Source organism: Neobacillus drentensis (assembly GCF_036966985.1).
Classification (GTDB): Bacteria; Bacillota; Bacilli; order Bacillales; family Cytobacillaceae; genus Neobacillus; species Neobacillus drentensis_E.
Genome location: NZ_JBALSN010000179.1, coordinates 17,944 through 37,602, shown reverse-complemented (window position 1 = coordinate 37,602; position 19,659 = coordinate 17,944). Strand labels below are relative to the sequence as shown.

Annotated in this window: 19 protein-coding genes; 5 read left to right on the top strand and 14 right to left on the bottom strand. The window is 37.1% G+C overall.

Features of this window, described 5'->3' with window-relative positions:
* Positions 1-151: 151 nt before the first annotated feature.
* From V7659_RS12320 to V7659_RS12300, 5 genes are all read right to left on the bottom strand, one after another.
* Entirely contained in the window at positions 152-1,477 is a 1,326-nt protein-coding gene (locus tag V7659_RS12320) for an ABC transporter substrate-binding protein (RefSeq protein WP_335540276.1), read from the bottom strand.
* Positions 1,478-1,503: 26 nt separating this feature from the next.
* Entirely contained in the window at positions 1,504-3,087 is a 1,584-nt protein-coding gene (locus V7659_RS12315) for a response regulator transcription factor (protein WP_335540275.1), read from the bottom strand.
* Entirely contained in the window at positions 3,062-4,858 is a 1,797-nt protein-coding gene (locus V7659_RS12310; protein WP_335540274.1) for a sensor histidine kinase, read from the bottom strand. Before V7659_RS12310 ends, V7659_RS12315 begins: the two co-directional genes overlap by 26 nt.
* A gap of 152 nt (positions 4,859-5,010) precedes the next feature.
* Positions 5,011-6,600 carry a response regulator transcription factor gene (locus V7659_RS12305; protein WP_335540273.1) on the bottom strand — a complete coding sequence of 530 codons (1,590 nt, stop codon included), beginning with the start codon at positions 6,598-6,600 and terminating at the stop codon, positions 5,011-5,013.
* Positions 6,597-8,417 (bottom strand): sensor histidine kinase, encoded by a 1,821-nt coding sequence (locus V7659_RS12300; RefSeq protein WP_335540272.1) that lies wholly within the window; start codon positions 8,415-8,417, stop codon positions 6,597-6,599. Before V7659_RS12300 ends, V7659_RS12305 begins: the two co-directional genes overlap by 4 nt.
* Positions 8,418-8,628: 211 nt before the next feature.
* Between V7659_RS12300 and V7659_RS12295 the strand changes: the two genes are divergently transcribed.
* The 3 genes from V7659_RS12295 (at position 8,629) to V7659_RS12285 (ending at position 11,796) form a co-directional block, all read left to right on the top strand.
* Positions 8,629-9,597: a carbohydrate ABC transporter permease gene (locus tag V7659_RS12295; RefSeq protein ID WP_335540271.1), complete on the top strand. Its 969-nt coding sequence runs from the start codon at positions 8,629-8,631 to the stop codon at positions 9,595-9,597.
* Positions 9,597-10,424, top strand: a complete 828-nt coding sequence (locus V7659_RS12290) for a carbohydrate ABC transporter permease (RefSeq protein WP_335540270.1) — start codon at positions 9,597-9,599, stop codon at positions 10,422-10,424. Before V7659_RS12295 ends, V7659_RS12290 begins: the two co-directional genes overlap by 1 nt.
* 76 nt (positions 10,425-10,500) lie before the next feature.
* A complete protein-coding gene (locus V7659_RS12285) occupies positions 10,501-11,796 on the top strand; it encodes an ABC transporter substrate-binding protein (protein WP_335540269.1) in 1,296 nt (431 codons plus the stop codon).
* 136 nt (positions 11,797-11,932) lie between these two features.
* On the opposite strand, the gene V7659_RS12280 is transcribed toward V7659_RS12285, so the two are convergent.
* The 7 genes from V7659_RS12280 to V7659_RS12250 all read right to left on the bottom strand — a co-directional run bounded on the left by V7659_RS12280 (position 11,933) and on the right by V7659_RS12250 (position 16,861).
* Positions 11,933-12,325 carry a globin gene (locus tag V7659_RS12280; protein ID WP_144554372.1) on the bottom strand — a complete coding sequence of 131 codons (393 nt, stop codon included), beginning with the start codon at positions 12,323-12,325 and terminating at the stop codon, positions 11,933-11,935.
* A 144-nt stretch (positions 12,326-12,469) separates the two neighbouring features.
* Entirely contained in the window at positions 12,470-12,856 is a 387-nt protein-coding gene (locus tag V7659_RS12275; RefSeq protein WP_335540268.1) for a VOC family protein, read from the bottom strand.
* A gap of 277 nt (positions 12,857-13,133) precedes the next feature.
* Entirely contained in the window at positions 13,134-13,967 is an 834-nt protein-coding gene (gene licT / locus V7659_RS12270) for a BglG family transcription antiterminator LicT (protein WP_335540267.1), read from the bottom strand.
* Between the two features lie 165 nt (positions 13,968-14,132).
* Positions 14,133-15,326, bottom strand: a complete 1,194-nt coding sequence (locus V7659_RS12265) for a tetratricopeptide repeat protein (RefSeq protein WP_335540266.1) — start codon at positions 15,324-15,326, stop codon at positions 14,133-14,135.
* A 95-nt stretch (positions 15,327-15,421) separates the two neighbouring features.
* Complete coding sequence (gene grpE / locus V7659_RS12260) at positions 15,422-15,868, bottom strand: nucleotide exchange factor GrpE (protein ID WP_335540265.1); 447 nt, start codon at positions 15,866-15,868, stop codon at positions 15,422-15,424.
* Positions 15,869-16,040: 172 nt separating this feature from the next.
* Positions 16,041-16,529: a hypothetical protein gene (locus V7659_RS12255; protein WP_335540264.1), complete on the bottom strand. Its 489-nt coding sequence runs from the start codon at positions 16,527-16,529 to the stop codon at positions 16,041-16,043.
* A 104-nt stretch (positions 16,530-16,633) separates the two neighbouring features.
* Positions 16,634-16,861, bottom strand: a complete 228-nt coding sequence (locus tag V7659_RS12250) for a hypothetical protein (protein ID WP_335540263.1) — start codon at positions 16,859-16,861, stop codon at positions 16,634-16,636.
* A gap of 172 nt (positions 16,862-17,033) precedes the next feature.
* Between V7659_RS12250 and V7659_RS12245 the strand changes: the two genes are divergently transcribed.
* Positions 17,034-17,558, top strand: a complete 525-nt coding sequence (locus tag V7659_RS12245) for a DinB family protein (RefSeq protein ID WP_335540262.1) — start codon at positions 17,034-17,036, stop codon at positions 17,556-17,558.
* Between the two features lie 200 nt (positions 17,559-17,758).
* Positions 17,759-18,184: a VOC family protein gene (locus tag V7659_RS12240; RefSeq protein ID WP_335540261.1), complete on the top strand. Its 426-nt coding sequence runs from the start codon at positions 17,759-17,761 to the stop codon at positions 18,182-18,184.
* Positions 18,185-18,335: 151 nt separating this feature from the next.
* On the opposite strand, the gene V7659_RS12235 is transcribed toward V7659_RS12240, so the two are convergent.
* Both V7659_RS12235 and V7659_RS12230 read right to left on the bottom strand, forming a co-directional pair.
* Positions 18,336-18,845: a DUF6933 domain-containing protein gene (locus V7659_RS12235; RefSeq protein ID WP_335540260.1), complete on the bottom strand. Its 510-nt coding sequence runs from the start codon at positions 18,843-18,845 to the stop codon at positions 18,336-18,338.
* 84 nt (positions 18,846-18,929) lie between these two features.
* Positions 18,930-19,535 carry an exonuclease domain-containing protein gene (locus tag V7659_RS12230; RefSeq protein ID WP_026568443.1) on the bottom strand — a complete coding sequence of 202 codons (606 nt, stop codon included), beginning with the start codon at positions 19,533-19,535 and terminating at the stop codon, positions 18,930-18,932.
* Positions 19,536-19,659 lie beyond the last annotated feature (124 nt).

Sequence of the window (19,659 nt, the reverse complement as noted above, 5' to 3'; positions counted from 1 at the left end):
TTTACCTGTTCCTTTGTGCGTCTTTGTCCATCGGAGCCCAAAAACTACCTGAACCACTAGGGTTATCTTATAATAAAAAAAATCTCCTCTAGTACCTTAACTAGAAGAGATGCTCCTATAAAAATTATCAATATTTACCACTATCCCGGATTTATTTGATTTCTTTTAGACCTGTATTGATTTTTTCAACCGCCTCTTTGGCAGCAACCTTTACATCTTTTCCGCCGATTCCAACATCCTCAAATAATCTTCTGATGGCATCACTGACAACCGGATAAGCAGGAGTAACCGGGCGGTTCTTTGAATACTTTTGGCTTTGCTCTACAAAAATGTTTTTAGGATATTCGTTTAATTCAGGGAAGTCTTTTGCGACAGAGTATCGGGCAGGTATATCACCTGTAATGGTGACATACTTTTTCACACCTTGATAACTGGTGACATATTTGATAAATTTCCATGCCTCCTGTGGGTGTTTGGACTTTGATGTGATGCCAAGCGCCCATCCACCATTGGGAACAAACTGATACTTACCCTTTGGCAGAGGAGTTACCCCAAAATCTTCTCCCAGCTTGAATTCAGGATGATTTTTTTCAAAGTCTGCAAGTGTCCAAGAGCCAAGTACAGTCATCGCCAGCTTCCCTTTTTCAAAGGCACCACCAGGTATTTCTATCGAAGCCACTCGATATTTATGATACAAGTCTTGGTAAAATCGCAGAGCAGCTAACGCTTCTTTTGAATCTAAAAACCCGCTTGCTGTAGTTCCATCAGGGCTTATAACCTTAGCTCCAAACTGCCAAAGGAGTGGTGTTTTAAAATAAGCAGGTGATTCTCCATCATTAAATCCCTGAGCTGGGTCTATTCCAATTACTCCATTAGCAGGATTATTTACCTTCTTAGCAATCTCCAATACCTCATCCCATGTTAAAGGGCTATTGGGATCTGTTGGTGGTTCTGGGATACCAGCCGCCTTTAGTAAATGTCGATTGTAATATAATGCAATACTTGACTCTACAATCGGGGCGAGGTAAATTTGCCCTTTATAACTTAATCCTTTTAAAGTAGAGTCAGGGATATCATCGATCTTCCCTTCTTTTCTCATGAAAGGGTCGATTGATAATAACGAACCCGTATTTGCATACAGACCAAGTGTAGGACTGTCAATGGTCAAAATATCCGGAGGGTTCCCCGCGGCAAGTTCCGTTCGCAGCCTGATTTCATAGTCACTATAGGGAATCGATTTCATATTCACCAAAATATTAGGGTTAGCTGCTTCAAAAGAAGCTACTAATTCTTCATATGCTTTATTTTCTGCCACGTTCCCGCCGTTTCGCCAGAACGTCAACTGGATTCGTTCGGAATCCTTTACCGTTTCCACTTTCTCTTTTTGGCCACGGCCAGAGAATGTATCATAAAAGGACAACGCATACACTAAAATACCCATAAGTATCACTGCAAAAATAGTGAACCATTTCTTCATCTACATTCCCTTTCTTTCCTGAAAACTTAGGAATCTATGGCATTACGGAATTCAACCGGTGTCTGTCCCACATGTTTTTTAAAGACTGTACTAAAATACCCGGAGTTTGAAAAGCCAACTAAATTTGCTACATCAATGATTTTAAGCTGCTTATCTCTCAGAAATTGCTGGGCTTTATCCATTCGTAATTTTACCAGATAATCACTAAAATTCTGACCAACATAATTCTTAAAGGTTTCCGATAAATGAGCACTATTGATATGAAATAGTTCCGATAATAAGGTCAATGAAATCTCACTGGCATAATGCTGGTCTAGATAATTCCGGACACTATCCACGATTAACTTCCCATTTGAAAAGCGGGCCAAACGCACCTTTTCAATTATTAATTGGGCTAATTGAAGGAGGTTTTCAAGCACTTTACTCTGCGAATTAAGCTCCCAAATACTTTGTTGGCAATTCCAAATCGTTTTTTGAATATCTTTTGTTTCGATATCATATTTTTTGGAAAGTGACCCTAACAGGAATAACACTCGATTGGCTGCAAACGAAAACGATAAAATCGATTGGTTCCCATCCCCTAGTAATAAGGAGTGAATATTTTCTCTAAATGCTTCGAAGTTGGCATTTTCAATCGCATTGGTTAACTTTCTTTCAAAATCAGGTGAAAATTCAAACGCTTCCTCTTTCGTTATCGAAGCATCAATCACCTGCGATCGGGAGCCTAACTGACTTTGACTCCATGCAAGCAAACTGGAAATGTAACCTGTCTTAAAGTTTGCTAGACCCGTGACAACATTCCCAATTCCTATCACTGTTTCTAAATTCAACAACCTTTTTACATTCCGTTGTAAACTTTCAACTAAATTAGAAGGAGTATTTAAATCAATTCGTATTAAAAACTGAATCATATTAGCATAGCTTGGGTCGTAAAAGGAATAAGTTCCTACATGCTCTTTTGAGATTTCCTTACATAGCATTTGAAAAGGAAGCCAGAGTTCTTTTAATCGATTGGGATTACCATAACTCTCTCGAATTTCCACAGTTACAAATTGGACAACAGCGTTCCCATTGACAAGTTTCTCTAATTGAAGCTGGCGTAGTCTCTCGATGACTAAATTAATTTCCAGCCATTCCTCTTTCACCAAATAAAGCAAGTATTGTTCCTGTACTTCTTGGAGTTGAGAAAGAACAAGCTGACGCATCTGTGCTGTTTCAACCTGTTTTTGCCTCTCTGTCTCTATTACTTTACGGATTTTTTGTAAGGCTTCCACTAGTTCATCCGGGGCAACGGGTTTTAATAGATAGTCCTTAACCCCTTCCTTCATGGAACCACGGACCAATTCAAAATCGGAATAACCCGATAAAACAATCACTTTTACGTTGGGGTATTCCTGCTGACAGCGTTTAGCCAATTCAAGGCCATCCATAATGGGCATTCTCATATCAGTAAGAACTAAGTCAATATCCATTTTCCCAAGCAATTCGAGTACTTCTTTCCCATTGGAAGCCTCGCCAGCGATTTGAAACCCTTCCTCTTCCCAATCCACTTTCATCCGCAAGCCTTTACGAATTTGAATTTCGTCATCCGCTATGATGACCTTCATCATGTATATCACCTCGATCAAAATTAATACACAATGTAATCCTCGTGCCTACATTTTTTTCAGATTCAATCTTATACGAGAAATCTTGACCGTAGTAAAGCTTTAGTCGGCCAAGTACATTTTTTAGCCCAATACTGTTTCCTTTACTCGCTAAGACACTAATTGCTCCATTCTTTTTTTCATCACTCATTAAATCTGATATCACTACTTCGGACATGCCAATCCCTTTGTCTTCTAGAATTATCAATACTTGATTGTTAATTTTTTCGGTTTTTATAAAAATATCAGCCGTAGTTTTTTCTATAAAACTATACTTAACGGCATTTTCAACAAGCGGTTGGAGAATGAATTTAATAATAGGAAGATTTTTTGTCTCTGGATCCTCTACAATATCAATCGTAATTGCATCCTCATATCTCACCTTTAAAATATCCGTATAACTGCGGATATAGCTAATCTCTTCACCTAATCTCACCACATCATTTTGTGTATTCAAGGAGTACCTCATCATCCTGCCTAAGTAGATGCTTACGTTCATTACTTCTTTATTTTTTCCTTGTACGGCTAATCCGCCAATAATTTCTAGCGTATTATTTAAAAAGTGAGGATTGATTTGTAGTAATAAAGCTTTGTATTCAGCGTCTTTTCTACGAATGTTTGCTTCATATTCTGTTTCAATTAAATTCTTCAATTGGTCGACAGTATGGCCGAACACTTTTACCACGTAACCAACTTCATCGTTAGACGATTTAATCGTTGGCATAAAGCGTTTGGCACCTGAAAAATCCCCATGTTCGATAAATTTCATTGCTTTTGCTAGTTTTCCTAACGGTCTGACGATATTAGACGAAAGCACGAAAGAAGCAACAATCGTTAATAAAAAAACGAAGCCACTGATTAATAGTAGGTTGCGTTGTAGAATATTTACTTTAGAGAATAGGTCAGACTTGGTCACTTCACTAACTAGAATCCAATCACCTACTGCTAACTTTTGAAAAAACACAAAGTATTTTTCGCCGTGATAATCCGTTTCTAATAAACCCTTTTCCTTCAGACTGGTTTTTATTTTTGATAAACTATTTTTCAATACCGATTTCGGGGTATCAATCTCGCCCTCTAACACATTTGCTCCCTGTTGATCTAATAAATAAGCATGTCCATTTTTACCAATTGAGATTTTTCCTAAGGCCGTTTCCAGCAATGTTGAAGGGAAATTAACCTTTATAAACCCACAGGAAACAACCGTATTCAAATCGACGAGGGGCAAAAGATAACTATTACTAGTTCCTTGTGCCGGCATATATGGATCAATATGTGATTTAACAAATCGTTGTTCACGGATCGTGAAGTCTTGAAACCAATCTAGGTTACGTAAGTTCGGATTATTTCCCCAAGCTCCTTCACCGTTATTCAAAACGACGGAGATAGACATTCCATTTGAATTATTCACCATCATCGAGGAAAGCAGCATTTTCAGTTGATTCTTCTGTAACAAGCTCTGTTCTCGTGGTATTTCTTCATCTTTTTTTTCTAACCTCAACCACTGCTGTGTGGTTTGATTGACCAGGACCTGTTTTCCTAAATCCTCCGCCTGAGTTGTGATCGAGTCAGTATACAGCGAGTATTGATCCATCGCTTCTATAGTTAAATCCTGCGTCTGGTCTTCAATAATAGATGTAAACCATCGAGGGATAATAATCGACAAAATGATTAAGGGAATCGTCAACAAACACGTAAATATAATGAATAAGCGATTCCGTAAGGAAAAAAACATAATATCCCCCCATACAAAAAGAAAACCCTTACAATCTACTTCTCAATTAATAGGATTTGACTATTATTATTTATTCAATTTAACATATCCCCTATCAACTTACCACGGGTGATTTCATTCAAAAAAAAGCAGAAACCGGATTTCGGATCTGCTTATTTCTGTTTTATATAGGATTCACGGTATTCATTTGGGGTTACCCCCACAACCTTTTTAAATACCTTCCGAAAATATTTGTCGTCTTGATAGCCGATCATATTGGCAATTTCATAGATTTTTAACTGGCTGTTTTTTAATAACGATTTCGCCTTCTTCATTCGAAATTTAACAATATAATCGGAGATATTGACGTTAAATTCCTGTTTAAATTTTCTCGAGATATATTCTCTGCTCATATAAAAATGATCTGAAATCTCCTGCAGCTTTACATCCCGGTCAAAGTTTGCTTGCAGGTACTTTTCGATTTCATAAATGATGTTACTATTCTTCTGTTCCGTGCCTCTTTTTACTTTCTTCAAAAAGATAGAAATCTCACGTTTTTTCCTCTGTTTGTATTCTTCTAACTGAAAGGTTCCGTTTTGATCCAGAAATAAATCAATTCGTTTATGTATATCTTCTCCTGTTTTAATAGGTAGATGATATTGCTTAAACCATCTATTGCTGATCACCAGATATTCATTTTCAAAATGGAGCAGCTGTTTTAATGATAAATAATCGTTTTCAGTAAAATCAGTTGCTATTTGATTGATTAATTCTTCAAAAGCCCCAATTTCACCGGCTTGTACGGCCAGTTCGATATTCGCCGAGTAGTCCATAAGATTCTTTAAGGCAGGGCTTGGCAAAGTCTCCTGCACAAAGACTCGATTCTCTCTATTTTCCAAAATATTACTAGTTAACAACAGCTGCTTGGCATAAAGATAGGACTCCAATAAATGAGAACTCTTTGTTACTAGCTTCCCTAAAACAATAGGACAAGAAATATCCATCATGCTTTGTATCGTCTTATATATTTGTTTTAAAAGGTCTACTATTTGCTCAAACTTGTCCCAAAAAATAATTACAACTTCGCCTTTATTGGATAAGTAACGAAAACCTACACCACATTCATGTTCCATCATTATTTCATTAATGACGTTCAAGATTGAGAAGTAGGCTAAATCACGATCTCCTTGAAAAGCCTCAATGGTCTTACCGTTCATCTGAACAAGTGCTGTTTGATAATTGTGGGACTGATGAATCCCAAAATCCTTATACAAATCTTCCTTCAGATGATCATTATTTAGCAGCTTGGTCAGCTTTCGGTCCCGATAAACAGGTTTCATTTCATTAATTAATTGAGAGCTGCTTACGATTTTCGCCCTGTTTAATGCTTCTTTTCTCCATTCATCCACGGCTGTTTGCAACGTCTGATTTAAGATTTCGGGGTCAATCGGCTTTAAGAGATAGTCAGAACTGCCGAAATGAATGGCTTTACGCATATAGTGGTAATCATCATAACCGGTCACAACGATTGTTTTACTGGACGAGTGATTTTCTTTAATCCATTCTAAAAGCAGGACGCCATCCATTTTTGGCATTTTCATATCTGAAAAGATAATCTCTGGCTTATATTTTTGGATGAGATGAATGGCTTCTTCACCATTTCCTGCTTCATAAATTTCGTCAATTCCATTTTGTTCCCAAGCACCTAATATCTTGATTCCTTCACGAACGTGCTTTTCATCATCGACAATTAATGCTCTCATGTGTGCTCCACCTCTTTTTGGATAACCATAGGAAACTGAACGGTCACCGTAAATCCACTTTCTTCATTACTGTCAATCCACATTTGCGCTTGATTTGCGTAATAAATCTGCAAGCGGTCATAAATATTCTTTAAACCAATGGTTTCTCTTTGTTTTTCTTCTTTAGATCCCTCATTACATAATTCTTGCCTGATACGATTTAGTTCTTCTTCATTTACGCCTACTCCATTATCTCTAACACAGATGTAAACCATTCCGTTATCTAGTAGCTTCCCCTCAATTTGAATGGTTGCTTTTTCTAAACGCTGATCAAAACCATGCTTAAAACAATTTTCCACAATTGGCTGTAGAATCATTTTGGGGATAAGTATTTCTTGTACTTCTTTTGAGACATTCACTTCGAATTCAAACTGCTCGTCAAACCGTTGTTTTTGTAATAATAAATAGGATTTAACATGCATTTCTTCTGAAATAAATGGAACAATGTCTTCCTTCATATTCATACTGTATCGCATGATTTTCGATAAGGAAGTGAGTAAGGAATATACAGGAACCGCCTTAGATTTTAATGCCAGCGTCCCAATCGATTGAAGAGCGTTATATAAAAAATGCGGGTTAATTTGCGATCGCAATACTCGCAGTTGGGATTCTTTATTTTCAATATCCAATTTATATTCCCTCTCAATTAAATCATTGATTTTTGAGATCATTAATTTGAAATGCCTTCCCAACATGCCAATTTCATCGTTTCCTAACGAATCAAAATCCGCCTCAAATTCGCCTTTTTCTACTTTTTTCATGTTATCAATTAATACCTTTATCGGTGCAGTTATCTTAAATGAAACAAACATGGTGGCTATTAACACGATAACGAGCGTAACTATTCCAATCAAAATATTAATCAGAGCTGTTTCTCTCGCACTTTGATAAAGTACATCGTAAGGAATTCGTTTAACAATATACCAATTCTTGTAGGGAGCTGAAAACTTATCATGGACAATCACACCGGAGAATTGTTTATCCTTCCATTCCATACTTTTAGTTGTGGAAGATACTTTCTTCACCTGCTCAAACCACTTTTCTTTATTTTCCTTACCGATCATGGATTCATTTGAGGAGTATATAATGACTCCTTTGTCATCCATAATAAACAAATCTTCCATATCCTTTGTAAATAAGCGGCCGGCTATCGCACTTATTTTTGAAAGATTAATATCAATGGACAAAAAACCTAATAGCTTGTCTGATGGAACGTCGCGAAGGATATTATGAAAACTTAACACTTTTTTCTTTTCCGAGTCCGGTATAACAGAAATATTGTTATAACTATAGATTTCATGTGGAGGTTCGATGAGTGAAAATCCTTCATACCTTGTTAATCTTGAATAGTAGGGGTGCGAAAAAATACTGATGTACTTTCCCCTTCCGCTAATTCTTGAATGATAATTAGTATAAGAATCTTTGCCAATATCAATATATAAATGCATTTGTTCAATTTCAGGACGTGTATTAAATAAGTAGGCCAGGGCTCGGCGAACTTCTTCTTGATTCGACCCTAAGTTCCGTGAGAGCCCATCCCTCATCACATTCATAAAGGGGGTATACCTGTAAAGTACCGACGACATCTGGGCAACATCTTCCAAATAAACCGTAAGTTCTTCTTCTCCTTTTACAATCAGGTCATGGTTGGTCGAAACAAAGCGATTATTGAGTGACTTCGTGGTTTGATAATAAGTAATCGCGATCGAACTGCCAAAAGGCAGAACCGTTACTAGCAATAAAAATATAATAAGCTTTTTACGAATTCCCCACTGCATATCTTTCGGTTAGTTTAAATGAAAAACAAGAACTAACCTTCCTCCAATTAGTGAAATTTCCTCCATTGTAACAACATTCTTTAAGCATTGATAGGGCATACATTGACCTGTCGATAGTTTTGACTGTTCAATATTTTCCACCCTACTGGTCAATGTAAGCCGTTTCATATTTTTCATTATTCTCTAAAATGAAGTTATGGAGGTGCAGGTAATGAATAGCCATAGTAAGTTGGAAAAAGTAGAAACCTCAGCATTAGAACTTCAAAAAAAAAACAAAGCTTCAAAGTCAGTTTCCTTAAATAAAAATAAGAAACTGAAAGACGCAGGATTATTTGCTCTATTTGTCGGTCCCGTTTTCTTAGCTTTCACGCTCATTGTTCTAATCCCTTTCTTTACAGGTATTTATTATGCCTTTACAGACTGGAATGGGATAACAGGGGCTGTCAAATGGGTGGGATTGGACAACTTTAAGTACATCTTCACCGAAGACAAGCAATTCCAGGATTCATTCAAACTTACTACGAAATATACGATAATTGCCATTATCCTAACAAATGCGATTGGGTTTGGATTAGCATTACTTGTTACCCAAATGCTGAAGACGAGAAATATTTTACGAACAGTTTTCTTTATGCCTAATTTGATTGGCGGTCTTTTATTAGGATTTATCTGGCAGTTTATCTTTGTAAAAGGCTTTGCATCGATTGGAGAGTTAACGAAGATTCCTCTTTTCGAGTTAGCCTGGTTAGGCGATGCCAATACCGCTTTCTGGGGAATTGTCATTGTCAGTGTATGGCAAGGTGCAGGCTACATTATGATTATCTATATCGCGGCCCTGCAAAACGTTCCTCAAGAATTAATTGAAGCAGCCAAAATTGACGGTGCAAATCGATGGCAGATTCTTCGTCACATCACCATGCCACTTGTAGCACCTGCGGTCACCATCTGTTTATTTTTAACAACAGCATCATCATTTAAGGTCTTTGATGCGAACCTTTCACTGACAAATGGAGGTCCATTCAAGTCAACCGAAATGTTAGCGCTCAACATTTATACTGAAGCATTTGTTAATAACCGCTACGGAATTGGTGAAGCAAAAGCATTAATATTCTTCCTAGTCGTTGCAGCTATTTCGGTCATTCAAGTGACGTATTCGAAGAAGAAGGAGGTTGAATCATAATGGGAATCAGGTATACAGTAAAGACATTTATTGTTGAAATTCTTGCCATCGTGCTCGGACTCGCCTTCTTAGTTCCCTTTTATTATGTGATCTCAAACTCCTTGAAACCGTTCGCTGATATATTATCCAACACATCGGCCTTGCCGAAGGTTCTGGAGTTTCAAAACTATGTGAGCGCATTTGAAAAATTGAACTATTTAAAGGTATTTACAAACTCTCTAATCGTTACAATAGCAAGTAATGTTGTTCTAGTTATCTTTTGCTCTATGGCTGCCTACATGCTGGTTAGAACAAAAAAGAAGATTAGCAATGTTATTTTCATGACCTTTGTAGCAGCAATGATTATTCCGTTTCAATCAATTATGATTCCACTCATCAAAACAGCTGGAACCTTTGGTCTTTTAAACAGCGTATGGGGTCTAGTCATCATGTACTTAGGTTTTGGGTCTGGAATGACCATCTTCTTGTATCACGGTTTTATCAAAGGAATTCCAGTCGAGCTTGAAGAGGCAGCCATTATCGATGGTTGTACAAGGTTTGGCGTATTTTGGAGAATTGTTTTTCCACTATTAAAACCGATTACAGTTACCATTGTCATTTTAAACAGCTTATGGATTTGGAATGACTTCTTATTACCATCACTCGTGCTTCAGGATCCGGAATTAAAAACGATTCCATTAGCAACGTTCTCATTCTTTGGACAATATACAAAGCAATGGGATCTAGCGCTAGCCACATTGGTTATGGGCATCATTCCGTTGTTAATTTTCTTCTTTGCAATGCAAAAACACATTATTAAAGGAATTACTAGTGGTTCTATTAAGTAGGAACAAGCTCTGCTGTCTGCATGACAGATAGCAGAGACAAATATAAAATAGATTTATATACCAGGAGGGAAATATAATGGCAATCAAAAAGTATTCTTTACTTGCAGGTGTGTTATCAGCTTCACTTCTATTAGCAACAGCATGTTCTAGTGATAGTGCTTCAGGGGATAAAAAAAGTGATAGTAAAGATGGTAAAGTAGTGGTCGATCTTTTTAATGGCAAGGTTGAAATCGCTGATCAATTGAAAGCGTTAACAGATCAATATACAAAAGAACATCCAGATGTAACCTTTAATATTGAAACAGTAGGCGGCGGCGCTGACGGTGCTGCAGCACTTAAGGCGAAGTTTGCTTCCAACAAAGCACCTGATATCTTTGGGAATGGCGGTTATCAAGAGGCTCAAACTTGGAAAGATAAATTCGAAGATTTATCTGACCAGCCTTGGGTGAAAGATGCCTATGAAAATGCATTAAAGCCTATGACAATCGATGGAAAAATTTATGGTCAACCTGTTAATATGGAAGGCTATGGTTTTGCTTACAATAAAAAGTTATTTGCGAAAGCTGGCATTACAGAACTGCCAAAAACATACTCGGAGTTAGAAGCAGCATCGAAAAAACTTAAAGCAGCCGGCATTACGCCTTTCTCAGTAGGCTATGCTGAATGGTGGGTACTAGCAAACCATGGGTTGAATGTTCCATTCGCGTACCAACAAGCAGATGACGAAAACTACATCCAAGGTTTAAACGAAGGGACTGCGAAAATCGAAGGCAACAAATACTTCGATGACTACTTCAAACTTGTCGACTTAACGATTAAATATGGTAACAAAAATCCTTTAACAACTGACTACAACACTGAAGTAACCCAATTTGCTAACGGCGAAACTGCAATGATTCAGCAAGGGAACTGGATTCAGCCGATGCTGGACAAACTAAATCCAGGCATGGAAGTTGGTTTCATTCCATTGGCACTTACTGATGACGCAGCACAAGCAGATAAATTAATGGTTGATGTACCTACGAACTGGGTTGTTCATAACAAAGCCCCTGAAGCTGATAAAAAGGCGGCAAAAGATTTCTTAAACTGGATGGTTACCTCTGAAGAAGGGAAATCAGCTTTAGTTAAGGAGTTTAAATACATCCCTGCTTTTAAAACAATTGAAGCAAAAGCAGAAGATATTGGACCTCTAGGTGCAGAACTTCAAAAATATTCACAAGAAGGCAAAACCTACTCTTGGCAGTTTATGAAATATCCTGATGGTGCAGGTCAAGAATTTGGTGCTTCTCTTCAAGCCTATGTAGGCGGTCAAAAATCTAAAGCAGAAACAGAAAAAGCTTTGGATGCTACTTGGGCTAAGTTAAAGAAATAGTCAGAAAAGCGGAAGCGTCCGTTTAGCGAAGTACACTAGTCGCTGGACGCTGGAGCTGGACAGTAATAAAAGTTCAAACACAAAATTTTTCACCTTAAAGGCAAAGGCTCCTCTCAATTTGAGATGAGCCTTTTGATTATTCACGATCCGGGCTATTGACCATAATTCCAGCCACTTGCGTTAACCGGTCATAAAACGCCGGCCCGGCAGGTTGTTGATCCAATCCAATTTCTTCAAATGCTTCTTTCATGCAGCGAAGCCAGCATTTTGCCCTTCTAGGCGTTACTTCAAATGGCAGATGCCGATGTCTCATGGCAGGCGGTCCAAATTCCTGACTGTAAAGGGCAGGACCTCCTAAAAATTGCGGCAAAAACATCCGCTGTTTACGCTTTATTTCTTCCATATCCCCTTCAAACAATGGTCTTAGTTCTGGGTCCGCATATACACGCGGATAAAAAGCATTGACCAATTTATCTATTGTTTCTTGCCCACCTATTTCATCATAGATCGACTTAAAATTGTAATCCACTTTTCGTCACCATCCACTTTTAGATTTTCCTCTATTTTTGATTATTATAATGTTAAAAAGGATGGTTTTTTGTGATTTAAATCACTATAAATAGAGAAATACAAAAGTTTCCAACATTCATGTAGTAGGGTCAGACCGGAACTACTAGAATGGAGCGACCAATTCCACTTTAATACGATCTGGATCTTCGAAAAAAACAGCATAATGAGTTTCCCCGCCGGCAAATGGATGTTTATCCTGATAAAGAATACTTACCCCTTTTCCCTTCAATTGTGTTGTTATTTCATCGACCTGTTCTCTGGATTCAGCATGAAAAGCTAAATGGTTAAGACCTACTCGGGAGCGATGATAAGGGACAGCCAAAAATCGTTCTTCCGCCTGGACAAAAACAAGATAGGTTTCACCATGTTTCCAACTTATGCCTGCCTCCCATTCTTGGTAGGGAACGTAACCTAATTCAGTTAAGATCCAACCCCAAAACTCACTTGATTTGCTGAGGTTGGAAACATAAATTTCTAAATGGTGCAGCATTTTCTTCTATCTCCTTTTAAAAGACTTATTAAACGCTCTTAACAGTTTGAATATTACTAGAAACAACAATTTATTAGAAGGAATCATACAAAAAAACACCGATAACCAAAATAGTTATCGATGTTATTCTACTTTACAGTTGTCCTCCATTGGTGCATTCACATCTTTATACCTGAGCAGCAGGAGTACGCAAAATTTCCGAACTCGAGCTACTCAGGTTTTGCCTGCTTTACCGCTTTCAATTCATGTCAACGCTTTCTATTAAGGAAATTCCTGGCTAGTTCCGATTAACGACTCGTTCAATATGAATCGTAAGATAGGACATTTCTTCCTTTGTTATTTTATAATTATGGGTCTTCTCAATAAATTCCGCTATTTTTTCGGTACATATAAAGGCAGCTGGATACTTTATTTTCACCATGTCATAAAGATAATCGTCTGGACTTTCCAAGTTTTTTTCACTAAAAAGGCGTTGTGCAAAAAACTTAAGATGGGTAAGAAATCGAAAGTAATTCAACGATTCTTCATCAATTTCGATTTTAAAATGATATTTTACAATGTTTAGAATATCTTGAATCAATTTCGTCATATTGACGACATTGGGCATTTCTTCGTTGAGTTCCGCATTGACAATATGCATGGCGATAAAACCAGCTTCATCTTCAGGAAGAGTAATCCCAAGCATTTCTTCGATCTTTTTAATCGCTTTCAAACCAATCGCAAATTCGTCACTATAAATTCTTTTGATCTCCCATAATAAAGCATTGGAGATAAGCAAACCCTTCTTGTTTCTCTCAATGGCAAAAGTAATATGATCGGTCAATGATACATAGATACTGTCATTTAGCTTCTTCCCTAGTTTTTCTTTGGCATAGGAAATAATTCTTTCGGAAACATCCATGTATTCTAAAGGAACATCGTATAATAACGTTTTAAACTTTTCTGAAACATCTTTATTGTCCAATTTGAACGTCTTCTCGATTTTACTTTCATCCACATCATCACCGGGCCTCTTTTGAAACGCAATCCCCCGGCCCATGATCACTAATTCTTTATTCTGTGCATCCAAAACACTGATAACATTATTATTAATTACCTTTGCGATTTTCATATAAATCACCTTTTTATGGAAGTTTTATAAAAAAAAAACCTAAAACTAATAATGAGTATTATTAGTTTTAGGTTTTGCCTGATTTAACAGTAACAATCCTATTATTTAAAAAGTTAATTTAAATATTATCACTTTTTGAAAAGGCATGCAATATTTTTCGATTCCTTAAGATTTATCTTGCGCTTTGATTTGATTCATCAGTAACATCGCTTCTACTGAGGTCCATTCTTGTCTATAATCGGTAAGTATTTTTTCCAACAATGGCAGGGAATCTTTGGTATTTCCTTCCTCATTCAATAATTTTGCTTTACCAAGCAGCAGTTCATCTATATATGGTGAATACACATAATGATGGCTGGTTTGAGAAAAAAAGCGATCGTAAAGGAAGTGAATGTCCTCCTTTTCATTCAACCTTTGCTTTGATTCAATTAAAAAGAACATGGCATCATCTGAAAAATATTCATTTGGCTCTAGTGATAAACTCTTTTCCATTTGTGCCGCGGCCGCCCTGTAATCCCTATTTCTAAATGCTGTTAAGCCTTCTCTATAAGTGCTTAAACCGGCTTTCGTAGAAGATTCTAGCCTGCTATTGGCGTCGATAGAATCCGGTTGCTTAACCTGCCCTTCGCTCTGTCCCTTTGAACCAACTGTCACCTTCTTAAAAATTTCTGCTTTTGGTGGACTTTCATGCTGCCGGAATACAGGTTTCGATTCACTTATTTCTTTTTGTTGGTTGAAAACCCGTAACCCAACCCCTCCCATCAATAAAGAAGTAACCAAACTTGACCCTATGATAAGACGCTTGGACCAGCCCTTTTTGAACAATATTTTTTCCACACCATTTGGTTCTAGTGACTGATAATCTTCTAACAATAGTTTCAATTCGCGAATAACAGAACTGTTTTTCACATAAAGCGGCATCTGATTTATTTCTTGAAGTACACCTTTGTCTTCTCCAGTAACAATCAAGGTCAATAAATAGCCATGGTAAAAGTCAACCGGTAAAGGAATTTCCGCTTGAAAAGTTAACAGATTGTGAAAAATATTTTTGGCCAGATGAAATTCTCCAGCCTCGATCAAATGCAAGGCCTGATTATAGTTCTGATATAGCTCATCATAAAGAGGAATTTTCTCCTCTAGCATTTGCCTAGTGCTTAGGTGATTTGCCGCCTGTAAGTTTTTCCATTGTTTCAGGGCTTGCTGAGGAAACCCAGAAAAAACATGAAGTAACCCAAGTGCCCAGCTTACATCGGTACATAAAGGATACTCCTTTATCATCGTTTCAAGAATAAGTGCAGCATCTTCATACCGCTCCGCTTGTAAGTACTGAATAGCTAGGTTATATGATTGTATCTCCATCTAATCGCCTCTAAACCAAATAAATTAACTTGTCTATTTTGACCATTCTAGAAATGAACACAATTGAAGACATTTTAATGCTCCCCCTTAAATGATTAATATATGGTAATGACTTTTGCATCACGGATTAGTTTTCCTGTGTCTTTATGACGGAAACCACGTTCGTGAACCCCAAAGACTTGAAACTTTTGTAATTCTGCCTGAAAACTTTCCGGAATCGTGCCAATACTAGTCATGGTCCCGCTATTCATAAATTCACCTAATGACTTAATTTCCTCAATACCATATGAATCTAGGATTTTGAGATAGTCATTAATAATAACTTCTATTTGCTCCCCCCATTCTTTAAGATTCATTTTTAAAGCTGATTGATAGATTAAATCCATTGCATCAACGGCTTGGATGGTCAAATGGATTAGTTTATGCACTTCCTGTAGATGGTCTATATCGTTCATTTCCGATTCAAAATCCATTATCGTGATAGGCTTTAATTCTTGCAGCTTTTTTCTAAACATTTGAATGTACGTACTCTCATTGGTCACCAGTTGCATCCCTCCGAGTTTTTGGTCTTGTTCAATATCCGCTTTACCTTTTTTAGTGGTCTTTTGTGATATATATGATGGACATCCACTAACTTTTCTCGAAAATTAACGAAAAAAAGAAACACCATATGAAAACAGCATTTTACGGACTGTTTTACACATATGGTGTTTCCTATGAAAATAATTTTTGAAATAGTGATTTAGGTTTTTTACGCAATTTATCCGCAGAGCTCTGAAGCCCGTACATAATCACTGATTTACTCATAAATAAAAGAACCATTTGGTAAGGTCTTAGTCTAACAAGCGAGGCAATTCCTAGCCTTTTTAAAATAAACATCCCTGGATAAGCAAAAAGAGTATCAAAAATAAAATTTAAAAAAAGGTACCGAGGAAATTTCCCAAATGTCCATTTTAAAATCCATATTGACCCGACAAAAAATGGACCCAGCATGAATGGCAATTCGCCTATTACTTTAGGATTAATCCTTTCATAGATCCGCCACCACACTCTTTTTTTTGCGAGAATACTTTCAACACCCACCCAGACGAACATAAATATAGCCCCTGGATATAAACGCTTGATTGTTTGCTTCCCTATGAACGGCATCGACAACCAAGGAAGTATCATGATAACTAGTAGAATCATTTTATTTTTTCTCATCTATGTGCCATTCCTTTTTCTTTTTAGAATGCACAAAATTGGAAAAAACTATTTATGATTTTATAAAAATATTTTTTTCTTTAAATTGGAATTACATATAAATGCTATTTTTTTGTATAATACGCAAAGACCCACAAAAGAAGCGGCAAGAGTCCTGCTAGCCTAAACCAACCCTCCGCACCGCCAACATATAGAGAAATCGTTGGTAAGGCAAGGGCAATCCCACTCCATAAAAACCCTTTCCAAGATTTTTTCCAAAGCCCCCAAACAAAAAGCAACACGGATGCTCCGATTAATAGCCAATAGACGATTCCTACCAAGAAAAAATCCATCATTTCTCCCCCTTATTACGATATTTCTTATCTATTTATCATATGAATCTGCTAACAAACTGTCCGTACACATATTAAGATTTAACTCACTATTTACGATTTGTGGTAAAATTAATTTTGATAATTTCCGAAAATTCAATTTTGTCATAAGAATTAGGAGGGAGAAATTGAAATGTTACAACACCCACTAGTAAGTGAGTACCCAGAATATTATAAACCGTATGTAAATCTAGTTCCTGATGGTGATCTATTATCACTTTTGAAAGAGCACTTGGTAAAAACAATCGAGCTTTTTGAGTCACTATCGGAGGAAGCTGGCCACTTTCGTTATGCTGAAAATAAATGGAGCATCAAAGAAGTACTTTGCCATATGGCAGATACGGAAAGAATTATGAGCTATCGGCTTCTCCGTGTCGGGCGAGGGGACCAGACTGCATTAGCTGGTTTTAATGAAAATGATTATGTTCAAGGATCGCAAATTCATAAATTACCCATAAAAAATATTCTTGAAGACTTTATCGCCACTAGAAAAGCTACCCTTACTCTAATTCAAAATATGCAGGATGAGGCTTGGGCAAACATTGGCTTTGCCAATAACACGGAAGTCACTACCCGTGCCATCGCCTACATTATCGCAGGTCACGCCCTCCATCATTTGAATATTATTAGTGATCGATACCTGCCATTATTAAAATAGACTAATATCGAGCCCGTGGGAAAATTTATCCTGCGGGCTCAATTTTTGCCTATTTTATTGTTGCGAACATAAGTTCCCTGTTTTATAATAGAATTATCGGTAATAATAAGAAGTGGGACATTCTAATCAAGATGTCCACTACGGATTATATCCGAGCAAATATCTCAAAAAATACTTTTTTAACTGAGGAGAGGTTAATTATGACATTACGTTTGATTCCCTATTTTGTGATGGATGGAAATGCGAAGGAAGCCATTCAATTTTACGAAAAAGCTTTAGATGCACAGGTTCTCTTTACACAATCTTTTGGAGAAATGCCAGAAAACCCTGATTTTCCACTACCAGCTGAAGCGAAAGACCGTATAAGTCATGCGACGATTAAAGTAGGAGAAACAGAACTAATGTTTTCCGACACCTTCCCTGGTCAACCACATCAAAGCGGTAATCAAGTGACCATCTGTATTTCAACGAACGACGCAGACCAAGCACATAAATTCTTTGAAGCCCTGCAACAAGGCGGTCAAGTAACCATGCCTCTTCAAGAAACATTTTTCAGCCCTGCATATGGAAGTGTAATCGACAAGTTTGGTGTAACCTTCCAAATCTTCACTGAGGGCAGACAATAGATTCGTTCATAAAGGAAGTAAACAATTAACCCGGTCCATTATGTGACCGGGCTTTTTGTTCCAATAAATTTATAAAGGTAGATTAAAATGCGATGAAACTCCAAACTTTTCGACTATCCAATAAATCTTTTTACAAAGTAACTGAAATAGGTTACGAACAGACAGCAGTGATTTCTTCTTTTATCATTTTATTAGGATAACCATATTTTGTTGGAGAATAAATGAAATCGTTATTGATTTTATTTAATGCTACAGGGTCTGCTGCTAGAATGTCTTTTCCCGTTGGATATTGTATTTGAATGAATTTGACTATTTCCACGATGACACCAACAACACTCCGATTATGAGTTTTTGTAAAAACAATCTCATTTCCTTGCTCCAAAAATTTCTCAATTAAAACAGGGTCGATCCCTTCAGCTAAAAGATTCTCGGCTAAATGATAGGATAACACTGCCCCAATGTTGGCTAGATCCTTCTTTTTGACGCCCGGAATCACTACACTATAAAGTGTAATGTCATTAATTAGAATTAAACATTGATAGCGTCCTATTTTAAATAGATTTAAATGCCATTCATTCAGGCTTTTAGAAACCTTGACATCTTCTGTTGCTGTAATCTGTAATTCTCTCAAAACCTTTTGTGTTGCACCAATAATAAACATTAGACACCCACCTACCCTTTAGAACATTTCTTACCATTATTGACAATCTAACAAAAAAACTAATCAAGCGCTTGATTAGTTTTTTTAACCCATTTTTGAACGTGATACGGCTGGCTGATATTTTCTCATCGGGGACTTTTCTAACACTTCTTGAAGATAATAGTTTCCATTTGGACTTGTTTTCTTGAGCAGCTCCAACAAGTATGTAATATCATCTAGTGCTCTATGTGTTTGGTAGTCTGTAATGTTGTGTGCTTGTAATAGGGTCAGTAATTTTCCATTTGGAAAGCCGTAATTTTTCCAAGGTATGTTTCTCATCGTACAGTACCATTTCAGATCGTTGACTTCAGGATACATATGATAAAGAAAGCTTCGGTCAAAGGAAGCATTATGAGCAAACACTGAATCAGCACGATGGAAGTATGTTTTTATTTTTACATCATAAAAGCTTTTCCCTTGAACCAGTTCATATGGGATTCCATGAACTCGATACGCTGAGTCATAATTGTTCCTTGCTGTACGGGAGAGCGGCTCACGTAAAAAGGAATCTTCTTCGATAATATCGATTACCTCGCCAGTGTCGGCTCGATAAGAAAATAACTTTAAGGCAAGTTCAATAACTTCATCTTTAGTTGGTCCTAAACCGGTAGTCTCAACATCTAATACTAAACCCAATTTTTCAGATCTCATCTATATGCTCATCCCTTAATACTAAACTTTATCCCATTATACCAAAGCAAGACATAAGACTCTATCTCCAAAATGTACCTTCATGTGAATACTCTCGGAGAATAGTCCACCAGAGTGCCCATCG

Excerpts from the sequence above, each read along its gene's own strand:
- V7659_RS12290 (WP_335540270.1), top strand. The coding sequence starts at position 9,597 with ATGGGAATCAGGTATACAGTAAAGACATTTATTGTTGAAATTCTTGCC.
- V7659_RS12255 (WP_335540264.1), bottom strand. The coding sequence starts at position 16,529 with ATGAGAAAAAATAAAATGATTCTACTAGTTATCATGATACTTCCTTGG.
- licT (WP_335540267.1), bottom strand. The coding sequence starts at position 13,967 with ATGAAAATCGCAAAGGTAATTAATAATAATGTTATCAGTGTTTTGGAT.
- V7659_RS12265 (WP_335540266.1), bottom strand. The coding sequence starts at position 15,326 with ATGGAGATACAATCATATAACCTAGCTATTCAGTACTTACAAGCGGAG.
- V7659_RS12315 (WP_335540275.1), bottom strand. The coding sequence starts at position 3,087 with ATGATGAAGGTCATCATAGCGGATGACGAAATTCAAATTCGTAAAGGC.
- V7659_RS12305 (WP_335540273.1), bottom strand. The coding sequence starts at position 6,600 with ATGAGAGCATTAATTGTCGATGATGAAAAGCACGTTCGTGAAGGAATC.
- V7659_RS12295 (WP_335540271.1), top strand. The coding sequence starts at position 8,629 with ATGAATAGCCATAGTAAGTTGGAAAAAGTAGAAACCTCAGCATTAGAA.
- V7659_RS12245 (WP_335540262.1), top strand. The coding sequence starts at position 17,034 with ATGTTACAACACCCACTAGTAAGTGAGTACCCAGAATATTATAAACCG.
- V7659_RS12285 (WP_335540269.1), top strand. The coding sequence starts at position 10,501 with ATGGCAATCAAAAAGTATTCTTTACTTGCAGGTGTGTTATCAGCTTCA.
- V7659_RS12250 (WP_335540263.1), bottom strand. The coding sequence starts at position 16,861 with ATGGATTTTTTCTTGGTAGGAATCGTCTATTGGCTATTAATCGGAGCA.
- V7659_RS12310 (WP_335540274.1), bottom strand. The coding sequence starts at position 4,858 with ATGTTTTTTTCCTTACGGAATCGCTTATTCATTATATTTACGTGTTTG.
- V7659_RS12320 (WP_335540276.1), bottom strand. The coding sequence starts at position 1,477 with ATGAAGAAATGGTTCACTATTTTTGCAGTGATACTTATGGGTATTTTA.
- V7659_RS12230 (WP_026568443.1), bottom strand. The coding sequence starts at position 19,535 with ATGAGATCTGAAAAATTGGGTTTAGTATTAGATGTTGAGACTACCGGT.
- V7659_RS12300 (WP_335540272.1), bottom strand. The coding sequence starts at position 8,417 with ATGCAGTGGGGAATTCGTAAAAAGCTTATTATATTTTTATTGCTAGTA.
- V7659_RS12235 (WP_335540260.1), bottom strand. The coding sequence starts at position 18,845 with ATGTTTATTATTGGTGCAACACAAAAGGTTTTGAGAGAATTACAGATT.
- V7659_RS12240 (WP_335540261.1), top strand. The coding sequence starts at position 17,759 with ATGACATTACGTTTGATTCCCTATTTTGTGATGGATGGAAATGCGAAG.
- V7659_RS12275 (WP_335540268.1), bottom strand. The coding sequence starts at position 12,856 with ATGCTGCACCATTTAGAAATTTATGTTTCCAACCTCAGCAAATCAAGT.